We start from the raw sequence: 18,454 nt of genomic DNA on the forward strand, positions 1-18,454 counted from the left end.
GGGCACCCGGGACAGCCGGGACGCCCGACACGTGCCCGTTCGCCCGGTCCGTCCGTCCGCTCGTCCCCCCGAGGGACGGCGGGCGGACGGACCGGGCCGATTCACGCGGTGTGTCTTGTCTCTCCCTGTCACCCTTGGTGCAAATGGCTGCAATAGCACATGAACCTGACCTTCGGCTGGCGAATGTCGCCCACTTGGCGTGTAAGTTCCGGGGCGCAAGGAGCCTTGGAAGGGACCGATCCGGTGAACAAGAAGCTTGCAACTGCACTGTCCGGTGGCGCGGTACTGGTACTCGCACTGTCCGGCTGCGGCAGCAGCGAGGAAAAGAACACGGTCGACGACTGGGCCAAGAAGTACTGCGACCAGGCGAAGGCCCAGTTCAAGAGCAAGGCAGAGGCCGAGCAGCTCATCCGCTCGACCGCGACCGACGGCAAGCCGGCCGACATCCAGGCGGCCGACTCCAAGGCGTTCCAGGACCTGGCCGACGCGAACAAGGCGTTCGCCGCCGCCTTCAACGGCGCGGGCACCACTCCCGTCGAGAAGGACGCGGAACTCGTCAAGGCAGCCGTCGCCGAGCGCGACGCGAACGCCAAGTCGTACGTCGAGCTGAAGAAGCAGATGGACGGCCTCGACGTCCAGGACCAGCAGACCTTCGCGGACGGCCTCAAGGCCGTCGCGGACGGCCTCGCGAAGGTCGAGGAGAACGAGAACGCCTGGAACAAGCTCCGGGACAGCGAGACCGGCCGGGCGATGGCGAAGCAGCAGGGCTGCAAGCCGGTGAAGGTCGTCACCCCGCCGAAGTCGGGCGGTGCGTCGGGGTCCACCGCGCCGTGACGTCCTCCCGTGACGTCCCCGTGGCGGGTCCGTCGAGCTGACTCCGTCGGCCTGACGGGTCCGCCGCTTCGAAGGGTCCGTCAGCCTGACGGGCCGGTGGCGCGCGTCCTCGCGCGGACGATCCGGGGACAATGAGCGGGTGAGTACGACCGCAGTCATCCCCCGGATCCCCTCGCCCGACCACGCGCCCGGCCTCCGCGCCGCCCTGCTCGCCGCGGACTTCACCGCCGACGGCCTGTTGGAGCTGCTCGGAGCCCCCGCGTACGCCGCGCTCGCCCGCAGCGAGACCGTGCCCGCACTCCGGGCCACCCGTGGCGACGGCGCCCTGGACGCGCTCGTACGGCTCTTCCTGCTCCAGCAGCCCGTGGCGTACCAGCGGGCCGCGGCCGTCCTCCCGGTGGCCGAATGCCTCGCCGACGGCTGGCTCGTCGCGGACGACGGCGACGGCGACGCCGACGGCGGGGGTGGCGGGACGGGTGACGGCGGTGCAGCCGTGCGCGCGACCGTCGACGTACGGCCCTACGGCGGGCCCACCGGCGAGGACTGGTTCATCGTCTCCGACCTCGGGTGCGCCGTCGGTGGCGCGGCCGGCGCCGGCGGCCAGGGCGAAGGCGTCGTCCTCGGCGTCGGCGGTGCCTCCACCACGCTCGCCGGCATCACCGTGCGCACCCCCGTCGCCGCCGCGCTCGACCTCGGCACCGGCTCCGGCATCCAGGCGCTGCACGCCGCCCGCCACGCCACGCGCGTCACCGCGACCGACCTCAACCCGCGGGCCCTCGACTTCACCCGGCTCACGCTCGCCCTCTCCGGCGCCCCGGAGGCCGAGCTGCTGACCGGCTCCCTCTTCGAGCCCGTCGCGAACGGGACGTACGACCTCATCGTGTCGAACCCGCCGTTCGTGATCTCGCCCGGCGCCCGCCTCACGTACCGGGACGGCGGAATGGCCGGCGACGACCTGTGCCGCACCCTCGTCCAGCAGGCCGGCGAACGGCTGAACGACGGCGGGTACGCGCAGTTCCTGGCCAACTGGGAGCACGTGGACGGCGAGGACTGGCAGGACCGCGTACGGGCGTGGGTGCCGCGCGGCTGCGACGCGTGGATCGTCCAGCGCGAGGTGCAGGACGCCACGCAGTACGCCGAGCTGTGGCTGCGCGACAGCGGCGACCACCGGGGCGACCCCGCGCGGTACGCGGCGCGGTACGAGGAGTGGCTGGACGAGTTCGACGCGCGGCGCACCAAGGCGGTCGGCTTCGGCTGGATCACGCTGCGGAAGGCTGCGGCGGAGCAGCCGTCGATCGTGGTGGAGGAGTGGCCGCACCCGGTGGAACAGCCGCTGGGCGAGGCCGTCGTCGCGCACTTCGCCCGCCAGGACTACTTGCGCACGCACGACGACGCGGCGCTGCTCGCCGACCACTTCGTGCTCGCCGCGGACGTCGTCCAGGAGCAGGTCGGGGAGCCCGGCGAGGAGCACCCGGAGCACGTGGTGCTGCGGCAGGGGCGCGGGGTGCGGCGGGCGACGAAGGTCGACACGGTCGGAGCGGGGTTCGCCGGCGCGTGCGACGGGTCGTTGAGCGCGGGGCGCATCCTGGACGCGATCGCGCAGCTGCTGGGGGAGGACCCGGTGGGACTGCGGGACCGGACGCCGGGGGCGCTGCGGTTGTTGGTGGGCGAGGGCTTCTTGGTGCCGGTGTCCTTGCGGGGGTGAGGGGGTGCGCGAGGGGGCTCGCGCTCCTGGGCACCCCCGCCGTTTCCCGGCGGGACTTCTTGGTCTCCGCGGCCCGGCGGTGGGCCTGGCGCGCAGTTCCGCCCCCTGTGCCCAGGGGCGTGGGGCCCAGTGCCCCTGGGCGTACGCGCCGCTTGCCCTCGTGGGGGCGTCGATCTCTGCGGACGGCGGGTGGTTGCTCGCGCAGTTCCCCGCGCCCCTGATGTGCCGGCCCCGCCGTTCGTCTGCGGGCCGTGGACGAGGGTTTTGGGGCGCTGGGGGTACCACCACCTACCCCCAGGGCACGGGGGGGGAGGAACTGCGCGCCAGGCCCACCACCGGGCCGCGGAGGCCAACGTACGGATGGGGCTATGGCGGGTGTGCCCGCGGCGGGCGCAGGCGCAGGGCGCGGGCGCTTCCGCGGGGCCGGGTGGGTGAAGTGGCGTGGCGTTCATGCGGAATTCGCGTGGGGGACGCTCCGGGGTGCCAGCCTCTGGGGTCTTGCTGGGCAGGACTCAAAGAAGGGCGGGGTGCGCACATGGAGAGCGGGCCGGCGATCTTCGCGGGAGCGGCGTTCGGGCTGTTCGGGGTCGGGCTGTTGGTGTGGACCGGGGTACGGGTCGCGCACCGCGCGCCCGTCGCGGCCGGGGTGAGTCCGGGCGCGGCCGTCGCCCTGACGGCGCTGTCGGGCGCGGCCTCCCTCGCCCTCGGGCTGTGGTGTCTGACCCGGATGTGACCGCGGGGCGGCCGGGCGCGTGACCTGCGGGACACCTCGCGCACTCGACGGCCGCCCCGCCGCTGCGCTTCGGCCTTCTTCCGCGCCCGCCGACCACGCCCCGACCGGGCCGGTGATCACCTCATCACGCAGGGCGCCACGCACCGCGCGCACCGCCCCGCCGGCGCACCCTCCCCGTACCCCGCACCGCACCCGAGCGGCCCCTTTCGCACCCGGCGGCGATGCCGTCGCGGCAGCCGTCGGAACCCCGCGACCCGGACTTCCCGCCCCACCGGCGTGTCGGTCCGGGCGGCAGGAACGGTCGGACTCGGGTTACCGTTCGAGTGGCCGTTGTGGGCTTTCGCCGTTTGACACGGGGGCGGGTTGTACCGTCACACTCCGCAGCGGCGGCAGCAGCACGCCGCGCCACCCGGCCGCACGCGACCCCACCCGGGGCCGCCGAACCGAACACCGAGCCTCGACCGGAGAGAAGAGCGAAGTTGTCCCCGACCAGCGAGACCGCGCGAGGCGGTCGCCGACTCGTGATCGTCGAGTCGCCTGCCAAGGCGAAGACGATCAAGGGCTACCTCGGCCCCGGCTATGTCGTCGAGGCGAGCGTCGGGCACATCCGCGACCTCCCCAACGGCGCCGCCGAGGTGCCGGAGAAGTACACGGGCGAGGTCCGTCGCCTCGGCGTCGACGTCGAGCACGACTTCCAGCCCGTCTACGTCGTCAACGCCGACAAGCGGGCGCAGGTCAAGAAGCTCAAGGAGCAGCTGGCCCAGTCCGACGAGCTCTACCTCGCCACCGATGAGGACCGCGAGGGCGAGGCCATCGCCTGGCACCTCCTGGAGGTCCTCAAGCCCAAGGTCCCCGTCCACCGGATGGTCTTCCACGAGATCACCAAGGACGCGATCCGCGACGCCGTCGCCAATCCGCGCGAGCTGAACCAGCGGATGGTCGAGGCCCAGGAGACCCGCCGGATCCTCGACCGCCTGTACGGCTACGAGGTCTCGCCGGTCCTGTGGAAGAAGGTCATGCCGCGGCTGTCGGCCGGTCGCGTGCAGTCCGTCGCGACCCGGCTCGTCGTCGAGCGCGAGCGCGAGCGCATCGCGTTCCGCTCCGCCGAGTACTGGGACCTGACCGGCACCTTCTCCACCGGCCGCGCCGGCGATCCGTCCGACCCGTCCACCCTGACCGCCCGGCTCGCCGCGGTCGACGGCCGGCGCGTCGCCCAGGGCCGTGACTTCGGCTCCGACGGGCAGCTCAAGTCCGGTTCCGGCCAGGTGCTGCACCTCGACGAGGCGAACGCCCGCGCGCTCGCCGCCGCGCTCGCCGACACCTCCTTCTCGGTCCGCTCGGTCGAGTCCAAGCCGTACCGCCGCTCCCCGTACGCGCCCTTCCGCACCACGACGATGCAGCAGGAAGCCTCCCGGAAGCTCGGCTTCGGCGCGAAGGCCACCATGCAGGTCGCGCAGAAGCTGTACGAGAACGGCTTCATCACCTACATGCGTACGGACTCCACCACGCTCTCCGAGACCGCGGTCGCCGCGGCGCGGGCGCAGGTGACGCAGTTGTACGGACGGGACTACCTGCCCGAGAAGCCCCGGACGTACGCGGGCAAGGTGAAGAACGCGCAGGAGGCACACGAGGCGATTCGCCCTTCGGGTGATCGTTTCCGCACCCCCGCCGAGACCGGGCTGACCGGTGACCAGTTCCGGCTGTACGAGCTGATCTGGAAGCGGACCGTCGCCTCCCAGATGAAGGACGCCGTCGGGGACTCCGTCACCGTCAAGATCGCGGGGACGGCGTCGGACGGCCGGGACGCCGAGTTCACCGCGTCCGGCAAGACGATCACCTTCCACGGCTTCATGAAGGCGTACGTCGAGGGCGCGGACGACCCGAACGCCGAGCTGGACGACCGCGAGCGCCGGCTGCCGCAGGTCGGCGAGGGCGACCGGCTGTCCGCCGAGGAGATCACGGTCGACGGGCACGCCACCAAGCCGCCCGCCCGCTACACCGAGGCGTCGCTGGTCAAGGAGCTGGAGGAGCGCGAGATCGGTCGCCCCTCCACGTACGCGTCGATCATCGGCACGATCCTCGACCGCGGTTACGTCTTCAAGAAGGGCACGGCCCTGGTGCCGTCCTTCCTGAGCTTCGCCGTGGTCAACCTGCTGGAGAAGCACTTCGGCCGGCTCGTCGACTACGACTTCACCGCCAAGATGGAGGACGACCTCGACTGCATCGCGCGGGGCGAGGCGCAGGCGGTGCCGTGGCTGAAGCGCTTCTACTTCGGCGTGGACACCGACGCCAGCGGCGGCTCGGCGGCCGACGCGGGCAACGGCGACGGCGACCACCTCGGCGGACTGAAGGCCCTGGTCACCGACCTGGGCGCGATCGACGCCCGGGAGATCTCCAGCTTCCCCGTCGGCAACGACATCGTGCTGCGCGTGGGCCGGTTCGGCCCGTACGTCGAGCGCGGCGAGAAGGGCGCGGAGGAGCACCAGCGGGCCGACGTGCCCGAAGACCTCGCGCCCGACGAGCTGACCGTGGAGTACGCGGAGGAGCTGCTGGCCAAGCCGAGCGGCGACTTCGCGCTGGGCAAGGACCCGGTCTCGGGGAACGAGATCGTGGCGAAGGCCGGGCGCTACGGCCCGTACGTCACCGAGGTCCTGCCCGAGGGCACCCCGAAGACCGGCAAGAACGCGGTGAAGGCGCGGACCGCGTCGCTCTTCAAGACCATGTCGCTGGACACCGTCACGCTGGAGGACGCGCTGCGGTTGATGTCGCTGCCGCGCGTCGTGGGCGCCGACGCCGAGGGCGTGGAGATCACCGCACAGAACGGCCGCTACGGCCCGTACCTGAAGAAGGGCACCGACTCGCGCTCGCTGGAGAGCGAGGACCAGCTCTTCACGATCACGCTGGAGCAGGCGCTGGCGATCTACGCCCAGCCCAAGCAGCGCGGTCGGGCCGCGGCCAAGCCGCCGCTGAAGGAGCTGGGGACGGACCCCGTCAGCGAGCGGCCGGTGGTCGTCAAGGACGGGCGGTTCGGTCCGTACGTCACGGACGGCGAGACGAACGCGACCCTGCGGACCGCCGACAGCGTCGAGACGATCACGCCGGAGCGCGGTTACGAGCTGCTGGCCGAGAAGCGCGCGAAGGGCCCCGCCAAGAAGACGGCGAAGAAGGCCGTGAAGAAGGCGCCGGCCAAGAAGGCGCCGGCCAAGAAGGCGACGGCGAAGAAGGCCGCCCCGGCCAAGAAGGCCGCGGCGAAGAAGACGGCGGCGGCGGCGAAGAAGGCCGCTCCCGCGAAGAAGACGGCGGCGAAGAAGACCGCGGCGCGAGCCACGGACGAGTAGCGCAGCTTGATGCGAAGGGCGCCCCGGCGTGTGTCGGGGCGCCCTTCGCATGTCGCGCGCCCCGGGTGCGCCGCTGTGCCCCGTACGGCCGGATCCGGACCCTGGGTGACCGGTTCCGTACGTGCCGTATACGCCGTACGCACCGCGACTCGCCGACCCGCGCACATGTTCGGACGGGCCTTCGGGGAGCACGGCGCTCCGGATAGGCTGGGCGGATGACGCGAGCCGAGCAGCCACCCGAGCAGAAGGCGGTCGTGGGCACCGTCTCAGAGACGGCCTCAGACTCCGGCACACCTGCACCCGCATCCGCACCTGCATCCGCCGCCGCACCGGAACCCGCGGCCGTGGACGACCTCCTCGCGGCCGACAGCCGCGAGCGCGCCCTGCGGTCCCTGCTGCGCGTGCCGTCGCTGCGGCGGCTGTGGCACGCACAGGTCGTCGGGGGCGTCGGGGACGCCCTCGTGGTCCTCGTGCTGGTGCTGCTGACCCTTCAGGCGGCCGTCAGCGAAGGCACCTTCGGCGACGGGTACCGGGGCGCGGCGCTCGCCGTGGCCGCCGTGCTCGGCGTCCGGGTCTTCGCCACGTTGCTGTTCGGCGCCGTACTGCTCGGCCCGCTGACCACGCTCACCGCGGACAAGGGACCGCTCGACCGCCGCTGGACGATGATCGGCGCGGACGGGGTACGGCTCGGGCTGCTGGTCGTCGCCCCGCTGTGGATCGACTGGACGCCGGCGAACGCCCCCCTCTTCCTGCTGGGCACCGTCCTCGTCACGGGTGCCGCGGAACGCTTCTGGACCGTCGCGCGCGACGGCGCCGCACCCGCGCTGCTGCCCGCGCCGCCGCCGGAGGGCGCCGCCGTGCGCCCGCTGCCGGACCACCTCGACGCGCTGCGCCGGCTGTGGCTGCGCACGTCCTTCGTGGTGATCCCGGCCGCGGCGGTCGTCCTGCTCGTGGCCTCCCTCCTCGGGGAGTTGCTGGGCCAGGGCGTGGAGTGGTTCGCCACGCACCAGGCCGCCCTCGGCTCGTACGTCGCGGCCGGACTCTTCGCCGCGTCCGTCTCGGTGCTGTACTTCGTCACCCTGCCCGGTGGGCAGACGCCGCGCCCGCGCTCCCCGCTGGAGGGGCTGCGCCGGCCCGTGGCAGCCGGCACCGCCGACGGCGGTCGGGTCACGGACAAGGGCCGGACCGGCGCCGTACCGCTGCTCGTGCTGGGCTGCGGGGCGGTGGCCGCGGCGATCTCCGCCGCCGTCGCCGTCTCCGTGCTGCACGCCTTCGACCTCGGCGGCGGGCCCGCCGCGTACGCCCTGCTCGTCCTCGCCCTGACCGGCGGCACCGGGCTCGGCATCCGGAGCGCCCCGTCCGTGCTGCCGGCCCTGTCGCGCCGGCGGCTGCTGGCCCTCGCGCTCGCCGTCACCGGTGTCGCGCTGCTGGCGGCCGGGCTGGTCCCGGACACCGCGACCGTGCTGTTCATCGCCGCGGTGGCCGGCTTCGCGGCCGGTGTCGCCGCGCACACCGGGCACGCGCTCATCGACCAGGAGACGGAGGAGTCCCGGCGCGGCCGGATGACCGAGCACCTCCAGGCGGTCGTGCGCGTGGCCATGGCCGGCGGCGCCCTGGCGGCGCCGCTGCTCGCCGCGGTCATCGGTCCCCACCGGCTGGCCGGCGGCGACGTCGTCTTCGCGCACGGCGGCGCGGCCTTCACGCTGATGCTGGTCGGCGCGCTGCTGCTGCCGGTCGCCGCGGTCGTCCTGGCGAAGACCGACGACCGGTCCGGCGTACCGCTGCGGCGTGACCTCGGGGACGCGCTGCGGCGCGGCGCCGACCCGCAGCAGGCCCCCGCCGACACCGGCTTCTTCATCGCCCTGGAGGGCGGCGACGGCGCCGGGAAGTCCACCCAGGTCGAGGCGCTCGCCGAGTGGATCCGCGGCAAGGGCCACGAGGTCGTCGTCACGCGCGAGCCGGGGGCCACCCCGGTCGGCAAGCGGCTCCGCTCGATCCTGCTGGACGTGTCGTCCGCGGGGCTGTCGAACCGCGCCGAGGCGCTGCTGTACGCCGCCGACCGCGCCGAACACGTCGGTTCCGTGATCCGGCCCGCGCTGGAGCGCGGCGCCGTGGTGATCTCGGACCGCTACATCGACTCGTCCGTCGCGTACCAGGGCGCGGGCCGCGACCTGTCCCCGACGGAGATCGCCCGGATCTCGCGCTGGGCCACGGACGGACTCGTTCCGCATCTGACGGTGCTGTTGGACGTCTCGCCGGAGGCCGCGCGCGAACGCTTCACGGAGGCGCCGGACCGGTTGGAGTCGGAGCCGGTGGAGTTCCACCAGCGGGTGCGCGCCGGCTTCCTCACGCTGGCCGCCGCGGACCCGGGGCGCTACCTGGTGGTGGACGCCGGGCTGGAGCCCGAGTCCGTCACCACCGCGGTGCGCCACCGCCTGGACCGCATGCTGCCGCTCTCCGCCGCCGAGGTGAAGGCGCAGGAGGAGGCCCGCAGGGCGGCCGAGGAGGAGGCCCGGCGCAAGGTGGAGGAAGAGGCCGCGCGCAAGGCCGAGGAGGAGCGCCTGGAGCGGGAGCGCCAGGAACAGTTGGCCCGGCTGCGCGCGGAGGAAGAGGCGCGCCGGAAGGCGGAGGAGGAGGCCGCGCGGCAGCGCGAGGCCGAACGCCAGGCGGAGGAGGCGCGTCAGCGCGCCGAGGAGGCCAGGCGCCTCGCCGAGGAGGAGCGCCGCAAGCGGGAGGCCGAGGAGAAGGCCCGGCTTGAGGAGCAGGAGCGGCTGCGCCAGCTGGCGGAGGAGCAGAAGCGGCTGCGCGAGGAGGCCGAGGCGCGGCGGCTGGAGAAGCAGCGCAAGGCGGAGGAGGCGCTGCTGCGGGCCGAGGAGGCGCGCAGGGCCGCGGAGGAAGAGGCGCGGCGCAAGGCGGAGGAAGAAGCGCGCCGGAAGGCGGAGGAAGAGGCGCGGCGGGCGGCCGAGGAGGCCGAAGAGGAAGCCCGGCGGAAGGCGGCGGCGGAGGCCGAGGCGGCTGAGGCTGCGGCTGCCGCGGCGGTTGCGGCCGAGGAATCCGCGAACGAGGTCACCGTGCCGACGCCGATCGTCCGTCCGGACGATGTGACGCAGGAGGTTCCGCGGGTCGCGTCGGAGGCGACCGAGCGGGGTGCGCGTGACAAGCGTGCTGCGCGTGACTCGCGTGACGAACGGGACGTCGAGGAGACGGCGGTGCTGCCGCCGGTGCGGGATCCGCGGGACGCACGTGGCTCGCGTGACTCGCGTGATTCAGGTGATGAGCGCGATGTCGAGAAGACGGCCGTGCTGCCGGCCGTCGGCGACGAGGCGCCGGCGGACCGGGTGCCGCAGGGCTTCTTCCGCGACGAGCTGGACGGACGTGACGAGCGAGACGGACGCGACGAGCGGGACGAGCGGGACGAGCAGGGCGGCGACGACGCCGTCGGGCCCAACGACCGCACGCGCGAACTGCCGCAGGTCGACCCGGACGCCGTGGGAGCCGACGGCTCCCGGCGCCGTTCCGACTGGGCGGAGGAGACCCCGCTCGACGACCTGCCGTCGCTCGCGGACGAACTCCTCGGCCCGCACGACGACGGGGACGGCCGCCGCAGGCGCCGCCGCTGACGCGTGACCCGCACCCGTACCCGTATGCAGGACGTATGCGTACGGGTACGGGCGTGTCGGAAGGACGTTCTCGTACGCTCCGGGCCCGCGCTGTCACACCCAGCGTCCACAATGGAACCCGGTCGGTACGCGATGCAGGAGAGCAAGAAGGAAGGGTGACGGCGCATGGCCGTGTGGGACGACCTCGTCGGTCAGGAGCGGGTGCAGGAGCAGCTCGCGGCAGCCGCGCGGGACGCCGACGCGCTCGTCACCGCCGCCGCCGAGGGCACCCCGCCCCCCGAGGCGTCCAAGATGACGCACGCGTGGCTGTTCACCGGCCCGCCCGGCGCCGGCCGGGACACCGCGGCGCGCGCCTTCGCCGCCGCGCTCCAGTGCGTCAGCCCCGATCGCGCGCTGGGCGGCGCGCCCGGCTGCGGGTTCTGCGACGGCTGCCACACCGCGCTCGTGGGGACGCACGCGGACGTGGAGGTGGTCCGCACCGACCTGCTCTCCATCGGCGTCAAGGAGACCCGCGACCTGGTCCGTCGCGCCCAGCTCTCCCCGGCCATCGGCCGCTGGCAGGTGATCATCCTGGAGGACGCCGACCGTCTCACGGAGGGCGCCGGCAACGTGCTGCTGAAGGCCGTCGAGGAGCCCGCGCCGCGCACCGTGTGGCTGCTGTGCGCGCCGTCCCTGGAGGACGTGCTGCCGACGATCCGTTCGCGCTGCCGCCATCTGACGCTGCGTACGCCCCCGGTCGCGGCCGTCGCGGACGTCCTGATCAGGCGGGACGGCATCGAGCCCGACGCCGCGGCTGCCGCGGCCCGGGCCACCCAGGGCCACATCGACCGCGCCCGCCGGCTGGCCACCGACGAGCGGGCCCGGGCGCGCCGGGCCACCGTGCTGAAGCTGCCGCTGCGCGTGGACGACGTCGGCGGCTGCCTCAAGGCGGCCCAGGAGCTGATCGACGCGGCGGCGGACGACGCGAAGCAGGTCGCGGAGGAGCTGGACGTCCGGGAGGCGGAGGAGCTGAAGACCGCGCTCGGCGCCGCGCAGGGCGGCCGGATGCCGCGGGGCACCGCCGGTGCGATGAAGGAGCTGGAGGACCGCCAGAAGCGCCGCCGTACGCGTACCCAGCGGGACAGCCTCGACCTGGCGCTCAGCGACCTGACCGGTTTCTACCGGGACGTGCTCGCCCTCCAGCTCGGCAGCGAGATCGCCCTCGCCAACACCGACGTGCGCGACGCCCTCGACCGGATCGCCCGCGCGTCCACGCCCGAGCGCACCCTGCGCCGGATACAGGCGGTCGTCTCCTGCCGGGAGGCCCTGGAGGCGAACGTCGCCCCGCTGCTGGCGGTGGAGGCGATGACGATGGCGCTGCGCACCGGCTGAGCCGCGCAGCCCCGCGGCCGTCCTCGTACGGGTGAGGCAGGGGCACGGGCGGCGGCCTCCTCGCCTACGCTCCGGGGATGGACCCACGGCGTTTCCTCCGCAGCTCCGCCCTCGCCCTGGCCGCGACGGGCGCCCTGCTCTCCGGCTGCACCACCGGGGACTCCTCGCCCTCCACCGCCACCTCGGGCGGCCCGGGCGCGGGTGCCGGCGACGCCCGCACCGCCCCCTCCGCAGCGCTGAAGCCGTACTACGCGCAGAAGCTGTCGTGGCGGGACTGCGGGGCGGAGGGCTTCCAGTGCGCCACGCTGAAGGCCCCCCTGGACTACGCCAAGCCCACCGGTGACTCCGTGAAGCTGGCCGTCGCCCGCAAGAAGGCCACCGGCCCCGGCGACCGCATCGGCTCGCTCCACGTGAACCCGGGCGGCCCGGGCGGCTCCGCGGTCGAATACCTCCAGGCGTACGCGGGCATCGGCTACCCCGCCCCCGTCCGTGCCCGCTACGACGTGGTCGCCATGGACCCGCGCGGCGTGGCCCGCAGCGAGCCGATCGAGTGCCTCGACGGCAAGGGCATGGACCAGCACACCCAGGTCGACCAGACCCCGGACACCCCGCTGGAGGCGGCCCGGCTGACCGACTCGCTGAAGGGCTTCGCCGAGGGGTGCAAGAAGCGCTCCGGCCGGGTCCTCCCGCACGTCTCCACCGCGGACGCGGCCCGCGACATGGACGTGCTGCGCGCCGTGCTCGGCGACGCGAAGCTCTCGTACGTCGGCGCCTCCTACGGCACCTTCCTCGGCGCGACGTACGCCGAACTCTTCCCCGCCCGCACCGGCCGGCTGGTGCTCGACGGCGCGATGGACCCCTCCCTGTCGGCCCGCGAGCTGAACCGCGACCAGACGGCGGGCTTCGAGACCGCGTTCCGGTCGTTCGCGCAGGACTGCGTCAAGCGCGAGGACTGCCCGCTGGGCACCACGTCGGCGGCGGACGCCTCCGACCGCCTCGCCGAGTTCTTCGCCGACGTGGACGCCGAGCCCGTCCCCACCGGCACCGACCGCGCACTCGGCGAGTCGCTGGCCACCACGGGCGTGCTCACCGCGATGTACGACGAGGCCGCCTGGCCCCAGCTCCGCACCGCCCTCACCAGCGCGGTGGCCGGCGACGGCGCCGCGCTCCTCGGCCTCGCCGACACGTACTACGAGCGCGACCCGGACGGCAGCTACGCGAACCTGATGTTCGCCAACGCCGCCGTGAACTGCCTCGACTCCCCGCCCGCCTTCACCGACGTCGCCCAGGTGGAGGCCGCGGTCCCGGACTTCCAACAGGCGTCCCCCGTCTTCGGCCGGAACTTCGCCTGGTCGGCCCTGAACTGCTCCTACTGGCCCAGCCCGGCCACCGGCACCCCCCACCGCATCGAGGCCAAGGGCGCCGCCCCCCTCCTCGTCGTCGGCACCACCCGCGACCCGGCGACCCCCTACAAGTGGTCGCAGTCCCTGGCGTCCCAGCTCTCCTCCGGCACCCTGCTGACGTACGACGGCGACGGCCACACGGCGTACGGCCGCGGCAGCGACTGCATCGACACCGCGATCAACACCTACCTCCTCGAAGGCACGGTCCCCCCGGACGGCAAACGCTGCCGCTGACCCCCGGCGCGCGCCGCCGCTGAGGTGCAGGGTCGCCCCGCGGAGGTGGTCGGGGGCACCCGGAAGAACCCTGTAGACTGAGCGCCGCTGCTGATGCGAACGTATCCCCCTAGGGATCTTCGATCCGTAGCGTGCCGCCTTAGCTCAGTTGGCCAGAGCAACGCACTCGTAATGCGTAGGTCTCGGGTTCGAATCCCGAAGGCGGCTCCACTGAAACCTCAGGTCACATAGCCCGTGACCTGGGGTTTTCTGTTGCTCGGGGCATAGTGGGTCACACGGCCGGGTTGCCGTGATGTTGCTTGCGTGAGTGGTGCGTGAGCGGAGCCGCTCGGGACCTACTTTGTGGGCTTGCGGCGTGTGGCCTTCTTGGCTGCCTTGGCCTGAGCTTTGGCCTTGTCCCTCTTCGGCTTGCCGCCGCCCTTGCTGCCCTTGCCGACGTCGGCCGCCTTGGCCGCAGCCTTCCTGGCCTTCTCCTTCTTCGCGGCCTTGCGCGCGGCCTTCTCGGCCTCGGCCTTGCGCTGGAGGGGGACGAGCTTCGCGGTGGCCTCGGCGGCGCTCTTGCCGACGTGGGGGAGGACGCTCTGGTAGATGTCCCGCGTGATGCGGGTGTCGCTGTGCCCAAGGGTGTCCGACACGATCTTGATGTCGATGTCGGCGGCGAGCATGAGGGTGGCGGAGGTCGTGGAGGCGGATGGGCGGGAGCCCGGATGCGGTGACGAGGCGTTCGAGAAGGAATACGGCCTCCACCGTGTCATCTGCGGAGACCACACTGCCGCCAAACACCCCACCCGCGCCGAACAGGAGAAGGCCCGCCGCCGCGGCCGGGGAAGGACCGCGCGGGAACAACTGCGCACCACCGTCCGCACCGCTGTGGCCGTCGCTTCAAGCAGCGAGGAGTTCGTTCACCTGCTCAGCCAAATCGACAGCGTGCTCACCCAGGTCGTCTACTTCCCATCCGGGGACGTACGCGGCTACAAGGTTGCCCTCCGGGGCGACACCAACGCCCAAGGCGATCCCGTCTGGTTCTCCGGCTCCGAACTCGCCCCGGACCTGTCCTTCCCCAAGGTCCGGGAACGCCTGGACACCATCGATTCGGACGCCGACGAGCGACTGAGCCGGCCCACGCCCAACCCGTGGCATCAGGCCGCCGCCGAGATCGAACGCATCCCCCACCATCTCGACCAAGCCGACGACGAAGCCTCCCAGGCCCAGATCAGTGCCCTCGGTGAAGCCCTCGACGTCCTCCCTCTCCTTGCGCCCGAAGCGCTGCGGCCTCACCTCCATGACGCAGCCGCCGCGTTCGAACGCGCTACCCGTTCCCGTATCCAGGTCGAACACCACCAGGCTCGCACCCTGCGCGGCGCCGTACGGGCGATACTCCGACAGCCCGCACCCAAGGACGGAGCCGCTCTGGCGATGGTCCTTGATGCAGTCGTTCTCGCCGTCATCGTCGTGACCCGATGGCACCAGCTCCGCCACCATGACCAGCAGGTCACAGCCGCCCGCCAGGCTCTGTTTCACCTCCAGATCGCCTACGACCAGGCTGCTGCCGCGCCGCTGGCTGCTCTGGCCCAGGGGCGGCCACCGCAACCTGCTGTGGATCGATACACCCGCTGTGTACGCCGTACTGTCTCCGGTCTCGCGGAGCAGGTGATCGCGGACCCCGCCTTCGACGCCTTGGCCGCCGCTCTCTCCGAAGCCGAGACCGCTGGTCATGATCCGGATCACTTGCTGCGACAGGTGGTGGATAGGCGTGCCCTGGAAGACGCCCGCCACCCCGCCCGAGTGCTGACGTGGCGTATCCAGCGCATCAGCGCAAGTCAGAAGCTCGGCAGTCGAGGGCCGGCCCGCAGTAAGGGCCGACCGGCCACCGCCGCCGCGACGCGCGCAACTGTGTTCACACCACCTCAGTCGACAGCACAGGGCCGTCGACGCTGATCACCGATGCGCGAGGCTGTCCCGGATCACCTTGTCGCTGGCGCGTAGGGCTGCGGCCAGCGCACTGCGCAGGCCTTCCGGGATGGTCCCCGCTCCCAGGGCGCAGGCTTTGACCAGCTCGTGGCATTCCTGGACCCCTCGCTCTGTGGCGAGAGTGAGAAAGAGCGGATGGGCCAGGACCGCGCGGGCGGCGTAGCCGTCCTCGGCCTCCGTCGTCCTGCGGTGGAGGTCTTCCACGACGCGGTGCGCGGCAGGCGGCTCGGAGGAGCCGATGCTGTCGAGGACGGTGAGGCCGAGCCGGATGTCGAAGACGGTCATTCCGGGCTCGGCCTGCCGGTGAAGGTAGGCCATGGTCAGTTCCGACAGATGGCCGCCGAACGGTTGTTGGGCCTCGCGGCGGCACAGGGCGGTCAGGCAAGCCGTGACGGTCTCTTCCCACGGGTCGCCGGGGGCCGTGTCGCGGAGGAGAGCCGCTGCTGATCCCGGGTCGCTAGAAACGAGTGCGGCGAGTACGGCGACCTGGCGGCCGTCGAGCATTCGGCTGCCCACGCCTCGGTGGGATTCGATGTGCTTCAGTGCCTCGGCCCAGCGTCCGGCGGTGGTGAGGGTGCGCGTGCCATCGGCGAGGAGGACGCGCCAGAGCCACGCACGGACCTCTTGGCGGTCCTGGTCGGTCGCGGCGAGATCCGCCGGCACCTCGACGCCGTCGAACCGAGCGGTTGCACCGGTCTCGACGGCGTCGTGGAGGTCGAGCAGCCGCTGGCGGCCTTCGTCGGGGTGGCCGGCGCGGATCTGGAGGCGGGCGAGGTTGACGACGGGTTCGAGTCCTCGGATCGCGCTTGTTCCGGGCAGTGGGCAGGAATCGAGATAGGCGGCGGCGTGCTGGTGGCACATCTCGCGGGCGAGATCGGGAAGGTCCAGGTCGGAGGCGATGAGGGCGGCCTGGTTGTAGACGGCTGACGCCAGTCCCTGCTCAGCCTTCCGCACCGCGGTGTCGGTCAGGTCGACGAGTGCGTGGACGCGCTGGGGCAGAGGCAGACAGGCGGGTCGGAATCGGGCGACGAGCGGGAATCGCTGGGCTATGGGACCGTGCGGGTCCATGGGTCCCCCGGGGTGTGAGTCACAACTGAGGGCGGCGGTGCCCGCCCGCCGTATGCCGACGGGCACCATTCGATGGGCGTCACTGCCAGTCGACGACGATCCGGTTCAGCGGGGTGTCGAGGGTGAAGAGACCGGGGCGTTCTTCGACGGGTGCGGCGTCGAGAGGCTGGATCTCGAAGGTGGCCTCACGGCCGCGATAGTTCCGGTCCCAGGTACGGATCGCGTCCGCGACCCTCGCGGCCAGTTCGTCGCTGCCGGGGCCATGGCCGATGACGCCGAACTCCCAGAGCTTGCCGCCTTCCGGGGTCCGCTTCTCCAGCAGTCGCCGGGCCAGATAGGTGACGGCCCCCTTCTCCACGGCCGCGGTGGACGAGGGGTACGGGTCCTCGGTGAGCAGCCCGCCCTTGGCACTCCGGGGAAACAGCATCCGGATCAGGCCGGAGGGCAGGGAGCAGGTGAGGAACAGCTCCATCCACTCCGGCGACTCCATGGCGCGAACGGTCATGCCCGTCCATTCCTCGGTGCGCGGCTGTTCCAGAACACGGGCGAGGGCGTCGGCGTCGATGTCCTGGCCGGCGGGGGCCTGGAGCCGGACGGTGCCGTCGGCGCTGAGCGGGATGACACGGCGGTCGTCGTCGGCGATACCGCGCCGGAGCGGCATGAAGGTGTTCATCTCGCTGCCGAGGGATACCCACCGGCCGTCGCGCTGTTCGTACGCGATCGAGCGGGCGACGCTGCCCTTGAGGCGCTGGGGCACGAGCAGCCGTCCGCCGGGGGCAAGTTGTTCCAGCCAGGCGCGCGGCACGCCGTGTGCGCCGACGGTGGCGATGATCCGGTCGTACGGTGCTCCCTCCGCGTACCCGAGGGCTCCGTCCCTGGTCACGGCCTTGACGTTGGTGATCCCGGCGGCGGCGAGATGGGCGCGGGCGCCTTCCACGAGGTCGTCGTCGACGTCCAGGGTCGTGACGTGACCGGTCTCGCCCACCAGGTGCGTGAGGAGAGCGGCGTTGTAGCCGCTGCCAGCGCCGAGTTCGAGAATGCGCTCGCCGGGCCGGACGTCGAGCTGGTCCAGCATGAGGGCGACGACGCCCGGCTGGGAGGCGCAGGAGATGGAGGTGCCTTCGGTGTCGTACTTGATGTGCACCGGGGCGTTGGCATAGGCGTCTTCGAGAGATGCTTCGGGAACGAACACATGGCGGGGAACGGCCCGCAGAGCGTTCTCGACGGCGGGGGTTCGGGCGTGACCGTTCTCCCGGATCCGGTCGACCAGGGCGTTGCGAAGGCGCTCGGCGTCCGCCGAGTCGGTGGTGATCGTTTCGGTGTCCACCGAGCCGACGCTAGCGGCGTCTGCCGTTGACCCGCTGGGCGATGCGGTGTTGTCACTGGTTCCCATGACTACCTCTCGTGCGATGTTGAACAGAGCGCTCTGGTCGTCCCGGAGGAGACCGGCGCGGTTGGCGTGGAAGATCGTGTGGTGGGCGATGACGGCCCGCAGGCCACGGGTGAGAACGCCGTGACCCGCGAGGCCGGCGAGGGCCACTCCCGCCTGCTCGAAGGCGGTGACCCATGCGTCGTGCCCGTGGAGCGTGCCGCCCGGGTGACAGAGGTCATGGGCCTCGGCGGTCATCAGCTTCCGCATAGCAGGAGCCAGCGTGGCGGCTCGTCCGGGCGGCAGCGGATCGGTAGTCGGCCGGAGTGCGGCCACCTGCGCCCAGACGTCACCCTGCTCGAACCAGTCGAGTCCGGCACCGCGAATCATGGCGCTGACCAGCAGGACGACGGTCTCCCGGCGCCCCAGGTGCCCCGGGCCGGGCTGGTAGGCCAGCAGATGGCGGCAGTCGTCGGCGAACAGTTGGTGGGCGGTCTCCATGGCCGTCGGTCCGCCGAACGCGTCGACCTCGGGTTCGTATATGCCGGGCCGCCAGGACGCGGCTGAGCGCTCGCCGACAAGGTCGTCCAGCAGTGACTGGATGACCGGGGACGGTTCGTCGGCGCGATACCGCAGGGGCCAGGGCTGTTTGTTCATGAACCACCAGCCGGTGAGCTGCCCGGCCGCCTCGGCGGTGGTCAGGGCAGGGGCGAGACATTCGGCGATGACGCGTTGGGCGCCTGATCGGTCGGCGAAGGTGATGTTGTGTTGCTGCCAGCGGTCGGAGGGCATGGAGGGGGTCCTTCGG

10 protein-coding genes, 1 tRNA gene and 1 pseudogene are annotated in these 18,454 nt (G+C 72.6%); 9 read left to right on the top strand and 3 right to left on the bottom strand.

Annotated elements, in window-relative coordinates:
* Positions 1-243 precede the first annotated feature (243 nt).
* From AB0E05_RS18275 to AB0E05_RS18310, 8 genes are all read left to right on the top strand, one after another.
* A complete protein-coding gene (locus tag AB0E05_RS18275; protein ID WP_361964504.1) occupies positions 244-834 on the top strand; it encodes a small secreted protein in 591 nt (196 codons plus the stop codon).
* A 139-nt stretch (positions 835-973) separates the two neighbouring features.
* Positions 974-2,539: a class I SAM-dependent methyltransferase gene (locus AB0E05_RS18280; RefSeq protein ID WP_361964506.1), complete on the top strand. Its 1,566-nt coding sequence runs from the start codon at positions 974-976 to the stop codon at positions 2,537-2,539.
* Between the two features lie 535 nt (positions 2,540-3,074).
* Positions 3,075-3,272 carry a hypothetical protein gene (locus AB0E05_RS18285; protein ID WP_361964508.1) on the top strand — a complete coding sequence of 66 codons (198 nt, stop codon included), beginning with the start codon at positions 3,075-3,077 and terminating at the stop codon, positions 3,270-3,272.
* Positions 3,273-3,751: 479 nt separating this feature from the next.
* Positions 3,752-6,610: a type I DNA topoisomerase gene (gene topA / locus AB0E05_RS18290; RefSeq protein ID WP_361964510.1), complete on the top strand. Its 2,859-nt coding sequence runs from the start codon at positions 3,752-3,754 to the stop codon at positions 6,608-6,610.
* A 215-nt stretch (positions 6,611-6,825) separates the two neighbouring features.
* Complete coding sequence (gene tmk / locus AB0E05_RS18295; RefSeq protein WP_361964512.1) at positions 6,826-10,230, top strand: dTMP kinase; 3,405 nt, start codon at positions 6,826-6,828, stop codon at positions 10,228-10,230.
* Positions 10,231-10,395: 165 nt separating this feature from the next.
* Positions 10,396-11,601: a DNA polymerase III subunit delta' gene (locus tag AB0E05_RS18300; protein ID WP_361964514.1), complete on the top strand. Its 1,206-nt coding sequence runs from the start codon at positions 10,396-10,398 to the stop codon at positions 11,599-11,601.
* A gap of 77 nt (positions 11,602-11,678) precedes the next feature.
* Complete coding sequence (locus AB0E05_RS18305; RefSeq protein ID WP_361964516.1) at positions 11,679-13,238, top strand: alpha/beta hydrolase; 1,560 nt, start codon at positions 11,679-11,681, stop codon at positions 13,236-13,238.
* Between the two features lie 133 nt (positions 13,239-13,371).
* Positions 13,372-13,448, top strand: a tRNA-Thr gene (locus AB0E05_RS18310).
* Between the two features lie 125 nt (positions 13,449-13,573).
* On the opposite strand, the pseudogene AB0E05_RS18315 reads toward AB0E05_RS18310, so the two are convergent.
* Positions 13,574-13,970 (bottom strand): annotated as a pseudogene (locus AB0E05_RS18315) (site-specific integrase); the annotation flags it as partial.
* On the opposite strand from AB0E05_RS18315, the gene AB0E05_RS18320 reads away from it, so the two are divergent.
* The gene (locus AB0E05_RS18320; RefSeq protein WP_361964718.1) at positions 13,920-15,176 is read left to right on the top strand and encodes a mobilization protein; all 1,257 of its coding nucleotides are present in this window, start codon (positions 13,920-13,922) and stop codon (positions 15,174-15,176) included. The pseudogene AB0E05_RS18315 and the gene AB0E05_RS18320 sit on opposite strands and share 51 nt — an antisense overlap.
* Here the strand turns inward: AB0E05_RS18320 and AB0E05_RS18325 are convergent, their stop codons facing one another.
* A complete protein-coding gene (locus AB0E05_RS18325; protein WP_361964518.1) occupies positions 15,177-16,277 on the bottom strand; it encodes a hypothetical protein in 1,101 nt (366 codons plus the stop codon).
* A 79-nt stretch (positions 16,278-16,356) separates the two neighbouring features.
* On the bottom strand, positions 16,357-18,438 hold the full coding sequence (fxlM, locus tag AB0E05_RS18330) for a methyltransferase, FxLD system (protein WP_361964520.1): 2,082 nt from the start codon (positions 18,436-18,438) through the stop codon (positions 16,357-16,359).
* Between the last annotated feature and the right edge of the window lie 16 nt (positions 18,439-18,454).

The organism is Streptomyces sp. NPDC048057 (assembly GCF_040653095.1).
Classification (GTDB): Bacteria; Actinomycetota; Actinomycetes; order Streptomycetales; family Streptomycetaceae; genus Streptomyces.

Coding starts and splice junctions, on each gene's coding strand:
- AB0E05_RS18285 (WP_361964508.1), top strand. CDS start 3,075: ATGGAGAGCGGGCCGGCGATCTTCGCGGGAGCGGCGTTCGGGCTGTTC.
- tmk (WP_361964512.1), top strand. CDS start 6,826: ATGACGCGAGCCGAGCAGCCACCCGAGCAGAAGGCGGTCGTGGGCACC.
- AB0E05_RS18300 (WP_361964514.1), top strand. CDS start 10,396: ATGGCCGTGTGGGACGACCTCGTCGGTCAGGAGCGGGTGCAGGAGCAG.
- AB0E05_RS18305 (WP_361964516.1), top strand. CDS start 11,679: ATGGACCCACGGCGTTTCCTCCGCAGCTCCGCCCTCGCCCTGGCCGCG.
- AB0E05_RS18325 (WP_361964518.1), bottom strand. CDS start 16,277: ATGGACCCGCACGGTCCCATAGCCCAGCGATTCCCGCTCGTCGCCCGA.
- fxlM (WP_361964520.1), bottom strand. CDS start 18,438: ATGCCCTCCGACCGCTGGCAGCAACACAACATCACCTTCGCCGACCGA.